The sequence below is a fragment of the Lederbergia graminis genome, assembly GCF_042655485.1.
GTDB classification, from domain to species: Bacteria; Bacillota; Bacilli; order Bacillales; family Bacillaceae_C; genus Lederbergia; species Lederbergia graminis.
In genome coordinates this window covers 197,143-211,860 of the sequence record NZ_JBHSMC010000001.1, presented here as the reverse complement: position 1 = coordinate 211,860, position 14,718 = coordinate 197,143, and the positions used below count along the sequence as shown (strand labels likewise).

The 14,718-nt window shown below is 33.9% G+C and carries 20 protein-coding genes; 3 read left to right on the top strand and 17 right to left on the bottom strand.

Annotation, left to right across the window (positions count from 1 at the left end; genetic code table 11):
- Positions 1-5 precede the first annotated feature (5 nt).
- The 5 genes from msrB to ACFPM4_RS01135 form a co-directional block, all read right to left on the bottom strand.
- Positions 6-431, bottom strand: a complete 426-nt coding sequence (gene msrB, locus ACFPM4_RS01155) for a peptide-methionine (R)-S-oxide reductase MsrB (RefSeq protein WP_144919893.1) — start codon at positions 429-431, stop codon at positions 6-8.
- Positions 424-969: a peptide-methionine (S)-S-oxide reductase MsrA gene (gene msrA / locus ACFPM4_RS01150; protein ID WP_144919890.1), complete on the bottom strand. Its 546-nt coding sequence runs from the start codon at positions 967-969 to the stop codon at positions 424-426. The genes msrB and msrA overlap by 8 nt, the downstream gene beginning before the upstream one ends.
- 23 nt (positions 970-992) lie before the next feature.
- Positions 993-1,583 (bottom strand): YpmS family protein, encoded by a 591-nt coding sequence (locus ACFPM4_RS01145; protein WP_318280849.1) that lies wholly within the window; start codon positions 1,581-1,583, stop codon positions 993-995.
- Positions 1,584-1,603: 20 nt separating this feature from the next.
- On the bottom strand, positions 1,604-2,395 hold the full coding sequence (locus ACFPM4_RS01140) for an SGNH/GDSL hydrolase family protein (RefSeq protein WP_382346684.1): 792 nt from the start codon (positions 2,393-2,395) through the stop codon (positions 1,604-1,606).
- Between the two features lie 130 nt (positions 2,396-2,525).
- A complete protein-coding gene (locus ACFPM4_RS01135) occupies positions 2,526-3,368 on the bottom strand; it encodes a DegV family protein (protein ID WP_382346681.1) in 843 nt (280 codons plus the stop codon).
- Positions 3,369-3,518: 150 nt separating this feature from the next.
- Here ACFPM4_RS01135 and trhA point away from each other — a divergent pair, with 150 nt between their 5' ends.
- Positions 3,519-4,169: a PAQR family membrane homeostasis protein TrhA gene (gene trhA / locus ACFPM4_RS01130; RefSeq protein WP_144919884.1), complete on the top strand. Its 651-nt coding sequence runs from the start codon at positions 3,519-3,521 to the stop codon at positions 4,167-4,169.
- A 38-nt stretch (positions 4,170-4,207) separates the two neighbouring features.
- Here the strand turns inward: trhA and ACFPM4_RS01125 are convergent, their stop codons facing one another.
- The 8 genes from ACFPM4_RS01125 to mntR all read right to left on the bottom strand — a co-directional run bounded on the left by ACFPM4_RS01125 (position 4,208) and on the right by mntR (position 11,265).
- Positions 4,208-4,693, bottom strand: coding sequence for a dihydrofolate reductase (locus tag ACFPM4_RS01125; protein WP_144919882.1), 486 nt, complete (start codon positions 4,691-4,693; stop codon positions 4,208-4,210).
- The gene (locus ACFPM4_RS01120) at positions 4,690-5,484 is read right to left on the bottom strand and encodes a thymidylate synthase (protein ID WP_144919880.1); all 795 of its coding nucleotides are present in this window, start codon (positions 5,482-5,484) and stop codon (positions 4,690-4,692) included. The genes ACFPM4_RS01125 and ACFPM4_RS01120 overlap by 4 nt, the downstream gene beginning before the upstream one ends.
- 18 nt (positions 5,485-5,502) lie before the next feature.
- Entirely contained in the window at positions 5,503-6,195 is a 693-nt protein-coding gene (locus ACFPM4_RS01115) for an anthrax toxin lethal factor-related metalloendopeptidase (protein WP_382346675.1), read from the bottom strand.
- 118 nt (positions 6,196-6,313) lie between these two features.
- Complete coding sequence (locus tag ACFPM4_RS01110) at positions 6,314-6,919, bottom strand: YpjP family protein (RefSeq protein WP_144919876.1); 606 nt, start codon at positions 6,917-6,919, stop codon at positions 6,314-6,316.
- A 260-nt stretch (positions 6,920-7,179) separates the two neighbouring features.
- On the bottom strand, positions 7,180-7,614 hold the full coding sequence (locus ACFPM4_RS01105; RefSeq protein WP_144919874.1) for a BrxA/BrxB family bacilliredoxin: 435 nt from the start codon (positions 7,612-7,614) through the stop codon (positions 7,180-7,182).
- A gap of 18 nt (positions 7,615-7,632) precedes the next feature.
- Positions 7,633-8,760, bottom strand: coding sequence for a conserved virulence factor C family protein (locus ACFPM4_RS01100; protein WP_144919872.1), 1,128 nt, complete (start codon positions 8,758-8,760; stop codon positions 7,633-7,635).
- Between the two features lie 84 nt (positions 8,761-8,844).
- Positions 8,845-10,740, bottom strand: coding sequence for an ABC-F family ATP-binding cassette domain-containing protein (locus tag ACFPM4_RS01095; RefSeq protein ID WP_144919870.1), 1,896 nt, complete (start codon positions 10,738-10,740; stop codon positions 8,845-8,847).
- A gap of 84 nt (positions 10,741-10,824) precedes the next feature.
- Entirely contained in the window at positions 10,825-11,265 is a 441-nt protein-coding gene (mntR, locus tag ACFPM4_RS01090; RefSeq protein WP_144919868.1) for a transcriptional regulator MntR, read from the bottom strand.
- A 257-nt stretch (positions 11,266-11,522) separates the two neighbouring features.
- Between mntR and cspD the strand changes: the two genes are divergently transcribed.
- A complete protein-coding gene (gene cspD, locus ACFPM4_RS01085; RefSeq protein WP_144919866.1) occupies positions 11,523-11,723 on the top strand; it encodes a cold-shock protein CspD in 201 nt (66 codons plus the stop codon).
- A gap of 36 nt (positions 11,724-11,759) precedes the next feature.
- Here cspD and ACFPM4_RS01080 read toward each other — a convergent pair whose 3' ends face one another.
- Together ACFPM4_RS01080 and ACFPM4_RS01075 are read right to left on the bottom strand one after the other, a co-directional pair.
- A complete protein-coding gene (locus ACFPM4_RS01080) occupies positions 11,760-11,951 on the bottom strand; it encodes a zinc-finger domain-containing protein (protein WP_144919864.1) in 192 nt (63 codons plus the stop codon).
- Between the two features lie 23 nt (positions 11,952-11,974).
- Complete coding sequence (locus tag ACFPM4_RS01075; protein ID WP_144919862.1) at positions 11,975-12,631, bottom strand: reverse transcriptase-like protein; 657 nt, start codon at positions 12,629-12,631, stop codon at positions 11,975-11,977.
- Between the two features lie 84 nt (positions 12,632-12,715).
- Between ACFPM4_RS01075 and ACFPM4_RS01070 the strand changes: the two genes are divergently transcribed.
- Positions 12,716-13,108, top strand: a complete 393-nt coding sequence (locus ACFPM4_RS01070; RefSeq protein ID WP_144919860.1) for a reverse transcriptase-like protein — start codon at positions 12,716-12,718, stop codon at positions 13,106-13,108.
- Between the two features lie 184 nt (positions 13,109-13,292).
- Here ACFPM4_RS01070 and ACFPM4_RS01065 read toward each other — a convergent pair whose 3' ends face one another.
- Together ACFPM4_RS01065 and ACFPM4_RS01060 are read right to left on the bottom strand one after the other, a co-directional pair.
- Positions 13,293-13,592, bottom strand: a complete 300-nt coding sequence (locus ACFPM4_RS01065; RefSeq protein WP_318280848.1) for a DUF6123 family protein — start codon at positions 13,590-13,592, stop codon at positions 13,293-13,295.
- A gap of 15 nt (positions 13,593-13,607) precedes the next feature.
- The gene (locus tag ACFPM4_RS01060) at positions 13,608-14,525 is read right to left on the bottom strand and encodes a 5'-3' exonuclease (protein ID WP_144919858.1); all 918 of its coding nucleotides are present in this window, start codon (positions 14,523-14,525) and stop codon (positions 13,608-13,610) included.
- Positions 14,526-14,718: the final 193 nt, after the last annotated feature.

Sequence of the window (14,718 nt, the reverse complement as noted above, 5' to 3'; positions counted from 1 at the left end):
AATAATTATTTAAATAACTTCTCATATTCTTCATATCCGTTCTTCGCTAAATCTGCTTTTGGTATGAAGCGAAGTGCTGCAGAATTAATACAATACCTTAATTTTGTTGGCCCAGGTCCATCTGGAAATACATGACCTAAATGAGAATCTGCATTCTTACTCCTTACCTCTGTTCGAATCATACCATGACTAAGATCTTCTTTTTCAATAATCTCTTCTTCATCAATCGGCTTAGTAAAACTTGGCCAGCCACAGCCTGCATCATACTGATCTCTTGAACTAAATAAAGGCTTTCCAGTTACAACATCAACATATATGCCTTCTTGAAAGTTATTCCAATATTCATTTTGAAATGGTGGTTCTGTCCCATTTTCTTGTGTTACATAATATTGAATAGGTGTAAGTTTTTGTTTCAGTTCATCTTTACTCATTTTTATTCCCCCAATGTCTCGAAATAAAACTTGCTCTCCCAGAACCTGTTTGGTATGAGTAGTAATGTTCAGGATTTTTTTTGTAGAAATCTTGGTGGTGGTCCTCTGCTGGATAAAATGGTTTTGCAGGTTCAATCGGCACTACAATTGGACTCTTAAAGCGACCACTATCTTGTAATTGTTGTTTGGATTTTTCCGCTAAGTCTTTTTGTTTATCAGTATGATAAAATATTACTGGTCGATAAGAATCCCCACGATCATAAAATTGACCGTCAGCATCTGTAGGGTCAATTTGCATCCAATATAATTCTAGTAATCGTTCATACGAAAATACATTTGGATTAAACGTAATTTGAACTGCTTCTGTATGACCTGTTCCACCTGAGCAAACTTCTTCATACGTTGGATTTTCTGTAGAGCCTCCGGTATAACCAGAAATAATCTTTTCAATTCCAGGTTGTTCATCAAATGGTTTTACCATGCACCAAAAGCATCCTCCTGCAAATGTTGCTTTTTCCAAACGGCTTGGGTTGTCCATCTGTATCCACCTTTCATTCATAATTATTGACTTACTGGAACTAACATTCTCATCGAAATATTATTCTTTGCAACATCAAATTCTTCTGCCCTTACTTGTATTCCTCCATTTAAACGCATTTCCTGTAGTGCTACATATATTTTCTTATCATTAGGTTGGATAATAACCCATTCAGGTAACTTATAACCATCTTGTATAAATTTTAAGATACGCTCTACTGGTAGTTTAATACCACCAAGAGAAAGTGATTTTTGTACTAGCAACAAGTCACCATTCTCTAAAGCTTGAGGTTCAAATGTCATTCTTAATTGAAGTGTCTTCGAAAAAACCTTAATTTCCCCAAAGAGTTCCACTTCGTCCGTTAATTTAATATAATAGTTAATCGGACCATTTAAACCTTCTTTTTCGATATAATGATTTATTAAGCGATTTAAATCGTGTTTATCGGTACTAATCGTAAACTCTGACATATTTTCTGTTTTTATATTTATTTCTGGATCTTGCACATCTTCCGGAGTATCAAAAATCAAAATTGAGATTAACAAAATTACTGCAATATTAAGTGTGAGTAGCATCAAAAATAGCCATTTCCACTTGTTCTTCATTTTCATCATGATTTAATCCCCTGTAGTCCTTATTCTATTATCTCATCAAGGATTTCATTTTCAGTAAGATGAGATATGATTCTTTCTGCTATTAATTCGTATCCTAAATTATTCGGATGAAAATAGTCTGTATGGAATAAACTTTCTTCTTGATTAAGGAAGATATCTTCAATTGGTACTAAACTAGCATGATCGAATGTTGAAATTATATCAAGACTCGTCTTATTCCATCTCGTTACAATCTCCTGCATCTCATGAATATCTGAAAACCAACCTAAGAAAGGATTATATATTCCTACTAAAAGAATCTGTGTATTTTGATTATAAGACCTAATCTTTTCAATTATTTCTCTTAATCTTTGGCTATACCCTTCCTGGGCAGACACAAACATACTTAATTTTAAATTTAAAATATTACTTTTAAAGACTTCCATTACATCATTCCCTCCAACCGTAATAATAACTGCATCTGACGATTGGATTGCTGATTGAAGCTCCTCATTGTTTAATCTATTCAATAAATCCTTAGTTGTATTTCCGGAAACACCAAAATTTTGAAACTCTGCTGTTCTTATTTCCTCTTGAGATTCTAATAGTGTTTTTAAATATGAAATATAACCACCTTGATTCGTTGTATCACCCACACCTTTTGTAAGGGAATCTCCAAATGCAACAATTGATAAATCTTTAGGAAAAAAAGATTCTGGAGGAAATGGTTTAACTTGTTCGTTTAACAGCTTACCACTAAAGACTGAATCGGAGAATGAACAGCCACTCAAAATCAAGATAAGACTGAAAGTCAGGAGGAAGATTCTTTTCATTTATTCGTTCACCCTAATAGTAAAGATATAATATTATAACATGCTATTGTTTATAGAAAAAATAATTAACCCTAATCTCATAAAAAAACGATCTAAGAAATAGATCGTTTTCTGCATTTTACATAAGCAGTTACTCTAAATAATAGCAAAAGCCAATTGCTCCTGAACCAGTGTGCGTACTTATTACTGGGGTTGTTTCTGCTATCTCAACATCATGAAACCCAATAAGTTCTTCAATTTTTGATTTTATTTCCGATGCTAAACCATACGCATTAGCATGTGATATTCCAATCCCTTTGAGCCTCATGTTTTGAACATCATTCTTAAGTTGCTTCATAATAAAGTTAATGGCTTGTGTTTGACTGCGAACTTTACCAACTGGAGTATATTCTCCTTCATTAAGCATTGCGATTGGTTTTATATTAAGCAAAGAACCGATAAAAGCTTTCCCTCTGCCGATGCGACCACCTTTAACAAGATTATCTAAAGTATCAAGAACGACATAAAGCTTCGTATTGGCTCTAACGTCTTTTAATTTATTTATAATTTCTGATATCGTTAACTTTTCATTTACCATTTTAACAGCTTCTTTTACTTGAAACGAAAGTGCTTTTGCAATATATTCCGAATCTATGACTGTAACCTTGGTTTTTGACATTTCTGCTGCGCTTCTAGCAGACTCTACCGTCCCACTTAGTTTACCAGCCAAATGGATGGACAAAATTTCACTATCGTCCTCCCCTAATTCATCATATAATTTTAAAAATTCACCGACAGCTGGTTGTGAGGTTTTTGGTAATTGTGTTGATTGGTTCATTTTTTCAATAAATTGCGATGGAGTAATATCGACTCGATCTAAGTATGTTTCACCTTCAATAGATATCGATAATGGAATCACATGTATATTTAAAGACTTAATTTCCTCTGGAGAAAGGTCACAAGTTGAATCAGTTACAATTTTTATATTTCTCACATCTACACATCCTTTAATGTTTCATTCCTATTATACAGGTTTTAGTTGGACATGGATATAACTATTTTGAGCACTATTTCCCATATATATTTATTTGCTATTATTTGCAAATAGAACTATGATTGAATAATAGAGAAAGGAGGAATTTCATTGTCAACAACATTTTATACAGACGGGCAATCATATAACTGGAAAGAAGAATTGGCTAACGCGATTACCCATGGAATTGGATTTTTATTGAGCATTCCTGCATTAGTCATTCTCATTGTTGCCGCTGCTCAAAATGGAAGTGCATTAGAAATAGTTAGTTTTACAATTTTCGGTGCATCCATGTTAATTCTCTATTTGTTTTCCACACTACTTCATAGCTTTAAACCTTCAAAAGCGAAAAATGTTTTTGCGATATTAGATCATTCTGCAATTTACTTATTAATTGCTGGAACCTATACACCTTTAGTGTTAGTTACTTTAAATGGAGCTCTTGGTTGGACATTATTCGGTATTGTGTGGGGGCTTGCAATTGCTGGAATAACATTAAAATGTTTTCTCATAAATAAATTTAGAATACTTTCAACTGTATTTTATCTAATTATGGGCTGGCTAGTAATCATTGCTATAAAGCCACTATATACAAGTTTAAGTGCGGAAGGATTTGCACTACTTTTAACTGGAGGAATACTCTATTCAGTTGGTGCCATTTTTTATATATGGCGTAACCTTCCATATTCACATGCAATTTGGCATTTATTCGTAATTGCCGGTAGTGCATTTATGTATTTCTGTGTATTATTTTACGTCTAATAGAATGAAAAAAAGCGAAGCCATGTTGGCTCGCTTTTTTATTTTCTTTCATATATGCGAAATTCATAATCATAAGGGTTTTTTTCATCTTTTACACCTGGTTTGCTTGAAATCAAGGACCAATTATCCCAATTAACTTCTGGAAAGTATGTGTCACCTTCAAAAGTATGAAGAATTTTTGTTACATATAAGCGGTCAACTACATCCATAAATAATCGATAGATTTCTGCTCCACCAGTAATAAAAATTTCTTTTTGTTGTTCTTTGCTCCATTTCAAAAGTTCATCTTTTGTATGAAATATGATACAACCATCTGCCTCAAAATTTTCGTCACGTGTAAGAATTACATTCGTGCGGCCAGGTAAAGCTTTTCCAATTGATTCATACGTTTTTCTACCCATCACGATTGGATGTCCTAAAGTTGTTTCTTTAAAGTATTTTAAATCAGCTGGTATACGCCAAGGTAGATCATTATTTCGACCAATTAAATGATTTTCATCTTCTGCCCACAAAAATGAAATCATACACTTACTACTCCTTTAATTGCTGGGTGTGGATCATAGCCTTCAATGGAAAAATCCTCATACTTAAATTCGAATAAATCTGTTACCTCTGGATTAATGTTCATTTTCGGCAATGCTCTCGGTTCCCTTGATAGTTGAAGTTCAATTTGTTCTAGATGATTAGAATAAATATGAGCATCCCCTAAAGTATGAACAAATTCACCTGGTTCTAAGTTCGTTACGTGAGCTATCATCATCGTTAATAGAGCATAGGAAGCAATATTAAATGGCACACCTAAGAAAATATCTGCAGATCGTTGGTATAGTTGACATGATAATTTTCCATCTGCAACATAGAACTGGAATAAACAATGACATGGTGGCAATGCCATTTTGTCAACATCCCCCACATTCCATGCATTTACTATCATTCTACGAGAATCTGGATTATGTTTAATTTGATCAAGAACCATCTTTATTTGGTCGATTGTCGTTCCATCCGCAGTTTCCCATGATCTCCACTGCTTGCCATAAACTGGACCTAAATTACCATCTTCATCTGCCCATTCATTCCAAATTCGTACACCATTTTCTTGCAAATAACGAATATTCGTATCTCCAGCTAAGAACCATAATAATTCATGGATAATTGATTTCGTATGGAGTTTTTTTGTTGTTAGTAACGGAAAGCCCTTTTGTAAGTCAAAGCGCATTTGATGCCCAAATACACTGATTGTTCCTGTTCCAGTACGGTCTTCTTTTTTCGTTCCATTGTTCAATACTTCTCTACATAAGTTTAAATATTGTTCCAACTAGTACACTTCCTTACGTCAATATAATTCACTGATAAATTGAAAGGTTTGCGGTGCAGTTGCCTTCAATAATGTTTGCGTTTCTGGTGATAAAAAATAATGCGCAAAGCTTTCCGCAAAGTATTCTTCTATATACTGTTGTAAATATAAATGATCAGGATATAAAAGCTTTGCTTCCGTCTGCCATATTTGTTTAAATTGACCAATTTCACTAGGGTCATTATACACAATATTGTATAGGCTATGTGCTAATTCATGATACTCTAGATTAACTGAACCATGTCCTTCTCCTTTATTACTACTACCAATCTTAACATAAACTAGATCAGTCCCACCAATTCCGGGTACATCATCCCATACAATACTTTTCGGATAACCACGGGGAGTAATTCCTCTTAGATGAGCTAAACTCTCGTTATCCGTAAGTTTCCCTTGAAAAAGCACAATTTTAATATTATGCTCGTGCACCTTCTCTAAAATATCTATAGGTAGTCGATCTAGGCGCCCAATTATTTCCTTTACAGCAATTTCATCTTGAAAATTCTCAGGGAGAATAATTATTTCAGCTAGAATTTCTCCCGATTGTAGAATAAGTAATGGGTAACTATCATATTCTGCTAAAGGAATACCACTATATTTTGCATCGGATTTATTAGAGAAGAGGAAAAATGGTGTAAAGATTAAAAATAGAATTATCAGAATTTTCCTCATCTCGTCGACTCCTATTCTAGTAATTGATACTTTATTATACCATCAATCATAGAGTTATAGAGTGAATTTTATAAAGTCCAAAAATTGTAAAAAGCAAGCACTTATTATGGTGCTTGCTTTACACTGTTTGCCATTTTGGTGGTGTATTTTTATCCCAATATATATCCCCTAATGCATAATGAGTTTGAAATTGATCATGGTACGTATGATAGTGAAAATTAAATGTATAGCCTTCTAATGGTGGTTTATCTCTGCGAACATGAAAACGAATAATATCCTTGTTTGTTTCTGTTTCGTAGATATGAAATATCTTTTCGCTAATACCACCAGCTGGCTTTTCCGTGATGGCGAGTCTTTCTAAAGATGCCTCTGGAAATTGCTCTACTGTCATTTCAATTGCTTGTTCAATTTTCGGTAAAATTATGTCTCGAAACTCATCTTCTATTACTCTTGTAATCTTTGGTCCAAATTTCAAAATAGATTGTCTCTCTGCCTCTGAAGTCATCATCGCAATAAATTGTTCTTTGCTAGTTTTTATAGATTCTTCTACAAAATCAGCATGGACCGTAACATTTGCAGTGCTATTTACATTGGACGATTCATCTCGGTGAGGAGATTTATGTAAGTCTTGGTTGTTTGACCAAAGTGCATGTGAAGGGGTTACAACACCAAATGTTAAAATAGAAACTACTACGATTAACGATTTACGTAACCATAATTTCATCGTAACAAATCCCCTTCCGTTTATTCCTTAATATTATTATACTAATTATGTACGGAGGAATAAACAAAAAGTTTCGTTTTTAATGGAATTATAGTAAGGTTTGGTTATAATAGGAATAATGAATGATGAAAGGGGCTTTCTTTTTTGGAGGATATAATTCTAACGATTGGCGCATTCGTAATGATTGGATATTTTGTATATTTAACAATTGCAGATTAATGAAAAAATAAAGCATTGGGATTTACCCAATGCTTTATTTTTTATATGTGTTTTTCAAATGCGTTCGCAAGATTTGCTACGATAGTCTCTACATCTTCGTCTTCAATTTCTTCTCTAGGAATGAAGTGGATAACTTCTTTCCCTTTCAGTAAAGCCATAGAAGGTGATGATGGTTCATATCCAGTAAAATACTCCCGCATTTTTGCAGTGGCTTCTTTATCTTGACCAGCAAAAACAGTAACTAAATTTTCAGGCTTTTTACTACTATTTGTTACAGCTTCAATCGCGGCTGGTCGGGCTAGACCTGCTGCACATCCACATACAGAATTCACAACTACTAGAGTTGTTCCAGTAACAGATTCCATATAACGCTCTACATCTTCTTCTGTTAATAATTCTTTAAAATTAGCTGCTGTTAATTCTTGACGCATTGGCTGTACAATTTGTCTCATATATTCTTCATATGCCATTGACATGTTTCACTCTTCCCTTCTTTAGTTATTCTTTTGTCTTGCCTCCGTCATTTGTTTCCATATCGAACCTTTTGCTTCTTCTCCACCTTCAATACGCTCAATTGCCATTTTTATTTGTAGCTTTACTTCAAATTCAGGATCATTTTCTGCTTCTTTTAATGCTGGTAAAACACTTTGATCCCCTACTTCATAAAGAAACATGGCTGCACGCCAACGGACAATTTTACTTTTATCGCGTAAAGCATTGCTCATTTCTTCCATTGCTTCTGGAAATCCTAGATCCGATAAACAGTCACCTGCAGTTCTTCTAACTGGTACATTGTTATCCTTAAGTCCTTTATATAAAAGGGGTAAAACTGCACGATCCTCAATCATTCCTAAATAAACGACTGCGAGTCTACGAATCGATGCTTTCTCATCATTTAATGCTTTTTCTAATACTGGAATATCCTTTACGGTCGGTGTGTCCATTTGTTCTAATAACTGAAATCGTTTTTTCCAGTCTGGGTAATCAAGCATTTCTGGTGTTAATTTAATTAGTTGTTTCTTTGTTAGTGTAGATGTTGGTTGTTTAGCTCTGTTGACAAGCACTTGTAATCGTTCAGGCGGATAGGTAGCATCTAGTTCTTCAACAATCTGATTACCTAATTCCAATAATTCACCATAGCGAACACCAAAGTCTTTCCATTTCCGAAGTAATATATAATTGTCTGTTTCTAGTTGAGCATCTGACATTGCTTGTTGAAAGCGCTCAGGTAGTCCAAAGCGTTTTTCTTCTGTATCTGTCGTTAACTTTACTTGAAGTGGAATGTCCTTAAACATTTGGACTTGAACATTCACCTCTCCAAAGTGCTCATCCACTTGTTCAGAAGTAGTTTTAGCTGTTTGCCCATCCTCTCCAAATGCTTCTCTAACTTTTGGAAGGATTTCTTCCCAACTATACTTTCCATTTCTTTCCACCGCTAAGAAGTCTGCGACATGATATACACCTTTTACACCGTCAATTTGTAGGATCTTTCGTATGGTTTCAGGTGCACCATTTACATTATCAGCTTTATAATTATTGCTTCTACCAGCAGCCAACTCCTCGTCTAAAATTACCTTCATTGTGTTAGGACTAGGAGTCGGTTCTATCGTTACTATTTTCATATTTACCTCCCCTTCCAACAATCAACTTCACATTACTTAACTTGATTGTACCATATAGATAACTAGCTCTCGAACATTGGGCATTTATGAGCCTTCGACAATCTCTGATAAGTATGTCCATCTTGAAATTAATGCTTCTAAATCACTATTCATTTTATCAATTTCATTTGTTAACTCTTGTGCTCGTTCAAAATCAGTACCAACATTCTCGAGCTCATTCGTTAATATTTCTAACTTATTTTCTATGCTAGAAATGTCATCTTCTATCGTTTCCCATTCTCTCTGTTCATGAAATGATAACTTTTTCTTTTTAGGTTTCTCTTCTTTTTTCTTCGTGATTTCTTCTATTTTTGGTTTATTGTTTGTGAATGTTTTCTCATATTCATTCTGTTCTTGTAAGTATTCAGAATAGGTACCGTAATATTTCTCAATTACACCTTCGCCTTTAAATACTAGTAATTGAGTTGCAGTTTTGTCCAAATAGTAACGATCATGGGAGACGGAAATAACTACACCTGAAAACTCATCAATATAGTTTTCTAATACAGTTAATGTTGCAGTATCTAAATCATTTGTAGGCTCATCCATTAGAAGGACATTTGGTTTTGTCATCAATAATTTTAATAAGTAGAGCCGTCTCTTCTCGCCACCTGAGAGCTTTTGAATTAATGTGCCATGAGTATGCATTGGAAATAAAAACCGCTCTAGCATCTGTGTAGCCGATATCTTTTCCCCGTGCTTTGTTTCAATAACTTCCCCTGCTTCACGAATATAGGATATAATCCGCTTATTTTCATCTAGCTGTTCATTTTCTTGCGTGTAATAAGCAATCTTTACAGTTTGTCCAATGGAAAGCTCTCCAGCATCCAATTCTATATTTCCTGCAATGATATTTAATAAAGTAGATTTCCCACTACCATTTTTTCCGACAATTCCATATCGATCGCCTGGCTTCACTAGTAGGTTAAAGTCTTCTAAAATTTTTTGATTTGGAAAAGCTTTATAGGCATGTTTAAACTCAAATACCTGTTTTCCAAGTCGACTACCTTGTATCGCTATGTCTACATCTGCATTAGTAGAAACTTTACCTAATTCATTTTCTAACTGTTCAAATCGATCTTTACGCGCTTTCTGTTTCGTCGATCTTGCTTTTGCTCCACGTTTCATCCAAGCAAGTTCTCTACGATATAGATTTCTTCGCTTATCTTCCGCTTGTTGCTCTTGTTCTTCCCTTAACGCTTTCGCTGCAATAAAGTCTTCGTAATTTCCCGGGTTCGAATAAATATTACCATTATCCAACTCCAAGATACGAGTTGCAGTTTGATCTAGGAAATAACGATCATGTGTAATAAAAAGAACGGATTTTGGATATTTACTTATGTATCCTTCAAGCCATTTAATTGTTTCATAATCCAGATGGTTTGTCGGTTCATCTAAAAGTAATAAGTCAGGAGTTTCGATTAGCACTTGCGCTAACGCAACCCGTTTCTTTTGTCCACCTGACAAATGTTCAATTTTCCTCGATACATCATTTAAACCAAGCTTTGACAAAATTACTTTAGCATTTGTACTTGCTTCCCATGCATTTTCAGCATCCATTCGTTTCTGTAAAGCGAATAATTTTTCTTGTATCTTCGTATTGCTGGGATTGGCTTCTAGTTGAACGAGGATCTCTTCATATGCTTTCATTAACTTAATGATTGCTGCGTCACTCTGAAACACTTGATCAAGTATCGTATATTCATCGTTTAATTCAGGTGACTGTGCTAGATAACCAATTTTAAAATCTTTTGGATGACTAAAGGAACCTGAATCTGGTTCTTCTATCCCTGCGATTAGCTTGAGAAGACTTGATTTACCAGTACCATTTACACCGATTATTCCTATCTTCTCTCTTTCATTAATATGAAAAGTTATATTTTGAAACAGTGTCTTTTCTCCGTACGTTTTCGTAATTTGTTCAACTGAAAAAATGTTCAATTATCCCCATTCCATTCTCGCAAAAGTTTACATTAACTATTGTAATTGTACCAAAATTCAACTGAGATTAAAAAAAGAACCAGATTAAATCGGTTCCTTATCAGATGATTCTTCATTTTCTACTTGAATTAATCTCAATTCATCCAACACTTTCGGATTTTCTTCAAAATATTGGACGAGATCACCTATGCGGTCTATAGAATTCCAGCTTAAATGGTGCTCGATACCTTCCACATCATCATAAATATTTTCTTCTTTTACTCCAATAAGTTTTAAGAAGTTTTCCAGTAAATCATGACGTTCTACTAACCTCTTACCAACTTTTTTCCCCTTTGTCGTCAAGATGAGACCGCGATATTTCTCATAAACAAGATAATTATCTTTATCTAGCTTTTGCACCATCTTTGTTACAGAGGAGGGATGTACAGATAATGCTTCCGCAATATCTGATACACGGGCATATCCTTTATTCTGAATTAAAATAAATATTTGTTCAATATAATCTTCCATACTTGGAGTTGGCAAAAAAATCCCCCCTATCCAATCAGTAGCATATAAAAGTTTACTATAAAGCAAGTTGTTTAACAAGTGAACGAGCAAACCCAAAAAACTGAATACATTGAATTTAACAATTAATATGAAATTTTCATGAATGTTTCCTTGACTGGATAAAATTTGTAGTGTATATTTTAATTATCATTGAAGAATTGCCTATTTTGACATTTTTTCATGATAATCTTTATGTAGCACTAATGTGCTGATGTTTAGGAGGAAAAAGAAACATGCAAAACGGTAAAGTTAAATGGTTTAACAATGAAAAGGGTTACGGATTTATTGAAGTAGAAGGCGGAGAAGATATCTTCGTACATTTCACAGCTATCCAAGGCGAAGGCTTCAAAACATTGGATGAAGGCGCAGAAGTTTCTTTCGAAATCGTTGAAGGAAACCGTGGACCACAAGCAGCTAATGTAAACAAACTTTAATTATACATGACAAGGCTGGCCACTACGGTCAGCCTTTTATTTATTTTTTAATGAAAGTAAATAGTTCCCCTTCTCTTGGAGAGATTGACCAATTGTACATTGCTTAATACAAAATTGGTGTGAATATGTCTTTCCGTATTGTTTTCTAAAATGTGATTGTAAAAAACAACCATTACAATAGGAAGTAATTAATTCATCAATTTCTCTATAAATGTCAGTACGTTTCATTCCTTCAACCTTTCTTCAACAATTCAATTTATTTTCATGTGACTCTGAATAATTTCTCCTAAGATTGCTTGACTAGCTAATTTATCTGCTTCTTTATTTTGTTTTCTAGATACAATTTCATAATTAACTTTTAGCCCTAGGTTTTTTATTTGTTCTTCAATCCTGTCTAACCATCTATTTAAGACGTCTTCATAACACGGCCATTCTCCTTCTAGTTGTTTTATAACCCCTTGAGAATCCCCAGTGACTTTAATTAGCTGACTTTTTATCCCTATTTCTTCTAGATTTTGAATTGCGTAATACAACGCTGCATACTCAGCTTCATTGTTATTTTCCAATTGTTCTAGCTGTGCATTTAGTCTATATCTGTAGTTATCTTTTCCTTTGTTATAGTATATTACTATGCCAATACCAGCAATTCCGGAATCTAAATGATACCCTCCATCGAAATAAATGTGTGCATTAGTAGGTTCTACTTCTTGTTTCTTTTTGAGCTTACCATATTCCTTCATACTCCATTCTCTCTCCATTTCATCAAGAATGGTAATATCATTAAATCTGCCTGTTTTCATGATATCCTGTAATAGTACATCGAAATGTTCTTCATCGATCCATTCCGATTCGAAATTTATACTAGTAGTCTTTGGACCTTTATATGTTAATTTAAGTTTTACATTCATGATGTACACATCCTATATAAATTCTTTATAATTTATCTATATCCAATCTCTTTTATATTAATCAATTTGTGAGGTGTTTTGTTAATGGTAGAGGTATATATTGATGGTGCAAGTGCAGGTGATCCTGGGTTAAGTGGAGCAGGAATTTTTATAAAAGATAATGGAAAAGTTGAATCATTTTCAATTCCACTTGGTGTAATGAATAACCATGAAGCTGAGTTTCAAGCACTTATACATGCGTTGAAAATTTGTATAAACAATAAATATAACATTGTATCCGTTAGATCTGATTCAAGTGCAGTAGTAGGTGCAATTGAAAAGGAATTTGCCCGAAATGAAAAGTATAGAAATTTGTTAGACCAAGTCCTTTCTTTAGCAGCTGAAATTGATTTATTTTTTATAAAATGGATACCTTCCAAAGAAAATAAACAAGCAGACCAACTCGCAAGACAAGCTATTCAAATGAATGAGAAATAAAGAAAAGTGTGAAGAGAACGAAGGTACACATCAGACGCCCGTGGAAAGCGGAGTGTATTTCCGTAGCAAATATAGTTACACCACCTTTAAAAAAGCCAAACTATCTTGTATATCTTCAAGTAATAGTTTGGCTATACATTCCATCAATATTCTTTTCGACTCAAGCTCTCACAAGTAATCTACATTATAAACTGAATTGATCATTGTTTTTTATAAGACCTATTTCTTCAATTAAGCGAACTGCCTCTGTTTTTTTCGAAATTTTATTTGCATTTAAGGTTTCTAATAAAGATAAGTAGAAGCTACCATCAAAGCTCTTCTGCGTCTTTAACGTCCATTCAATGGCAGTAGATACTAAAAAATCATTCGCACCTGTTAATTGCTTTCCGAAATAAATAAAGGAAATAGCATCATCTTTGAATTTAAATCCTTTACTATCCAATTTCATTAAGTACTGCTCTAATTCGTTACTATTCGTATCCAATCATAGTTCCCCTTTTTACACATTGCTTTCTAATAACTCGAATTTAGCTCCCCAAGTAGATTGCAATATATAATTCCGAACTGTTTTTAATTCTAGTTCGTTTACAATATCCAATGAAGATGGAAGTAAATCTCTCCATTGTGCAGAAAGAATATCAAACTCCAGTGGAACATCACATTTTATTTCGGCAAGAGTTCTCGATAAGTGAAGCATCTCTAAATCCGCTTGAATTTTCTTTTGTACGGAAGGAGCTAACTTCTCAATATTTGCTAATAGACTCTCGATATCTTTATGTTCTCTTATTAATTTATATGCTGTTTTTTCACCAATTCCTTTAACTCCTGGATAACCGTCACTTGTATCGCCCATTAGAGCTTTCACATCTATAAATTGTCTCGGATGTAATTGGTATTCTTCTAAAAAACTAGCCTTTGTATGTTTTTCATAATTCCCATAGCCTTTTTGGAGGATAAAAACATTCACTTGATCATCGACAAGTTGTAATAAATCGCGATCACCAGTTAAAACAGTAACTTCGTATTCTGACTTTTGCTGTTCACAAATCGTCCCGATACAATCGTCTGCTTCATACCCGACAATCCCAATATTTAGGATTCCAAATGCCGTCGTTACTTCCTTAGCTAAATCAAATTGTGGTCGCATTTCCACAGGTGCTTCGGGGCGATTTGCTTTATATCCATCATACAAATCATTCCGGAATGTCACACTTCCCATATCCCAACAAACAGCTGTGTGTGTAGGGTTTATATGTTCAATCGCAGTTAATACATGTTTAATATACCCTTGTACTGCATTTGTAGGTATTCCAGCACTATTAATCATAAAATTCTTACGTACAGCTGTAGCGAAAAAAGAACGGAACAATAATGCCATTCCATCAATTAACAATAAATGTTGTTTCACATTATCCACTCCTGATTTTTTGACTATGAGTATTATACCATATAAAAATAACCATGAAAGAGAATGCCAACAGCAATATATTATAGATACGCACAAAGAAAAGGGCTTATCACTTATGAATTAGCCCTCTTCCGTTCTTCCAAAATACATATTATGGTTTATTTACCTGTAAAATCTATCAGTAGTATTCTACATATCTCAA

What these genes read in the sequence shown, in the direction of transcription:
- ACFPM4_RS01105 (WP_144919874.1), bottom strand. Translation starts at nt 7,614, where the DNA reads ATGTCAATGGCATATGAAGAATATATGAGACAAATTGTACAGCCAATG.
- ACFPM4_RS01080 (WP_144919864.1), bottom strand. Translation starts at nt 11,951, where the DNA reads ATGAAACGTACTGACATTTATAGAGAAATTGATGAATTAATTACTTCC.
- ACFPM4_RS01070 (WP_144919860.1), top strand. Translation starts at nt 12,716, where the DNA reads ATGGTAGAGGTATATATTGATGGTGCAAGTGCAGGTGATCCTGGGTTA.
- ACFPM4_RS01115 (WP_382346675.1), bottom strand. Translation starts at nt 6,195, where the DNA reads ATGAGGAAAATTCTGATAATTCTATTTTTAATCTTTACACCATTTTTC.
- ACFPM4_RS01140 (WP_382346684.1), bottom strand. Translation starts at nt 2,395, where the DNA reads ATGAAAAGAATCTTCCTCCTGACTTTCAGTCTTATCTTGATTTTGAGT.
- ACFPM4_RS01110 (WP_144919876.1), bottom strand. Translation starts at nt 6,919, where the DNA reads ATGAAATTATGGTTACGTAAATCGTTAATCGTAGTAGTTTCTATTTTA.
- ACFPM4_RS01125 (WP_144919882.1), bottom strand. Translation starts at nt 4,693, where the DNA reads ATGATTTCATTTTTGTGGGCAGAAGATGAAAATCATTTAATTGGTCGA.
- msrB (WP_144919893.1), bottom strand. Translation starts at nt 431, where the DNA reads ATGAGTAAAGATGAACTGAAACAAAAACTTACACCTATTCAATATTAT.
- ACFPM4_RS01100 (WP_144919872.1), bottom strand. Translation starts at nt 8,760, where the DNA reads ATGAAAATAGTAACGATAGAACCGACTCCTAGTCCTAACACAATGAAG.
- ACFPM4_RS01075 (WP_144919862.1), bottom strand. Translation starts at nt 12,631, where the DNA reads ATGAATGTAAAACTTAAATTAACATATAAAGGTCCAAAGACTACTAGT.
- ACFPM4_RS01145 (WP_318280849.1), bottom strand. Translation starts at nt 1,583, where the DNA reads ATGATGAAAATGAAGAACAAGTGGAAATGGCTATTTTTGATGCTACTC.
- msrA (WP_144919890.1), bottom strand. Translation starts at nt 969, where the DNA reads ATGGACAACCCAAGCCGTTTGGAAAAAGCAACATTTGCAGGAGGATGC.
- cspD (WP_144919866.1), top strand. Translation starts at nt 11,523, where the DNA reads ATGCAAAACGGTAAAGTTAAATGGTTTAACAATGAAAAGGGTTACGGA.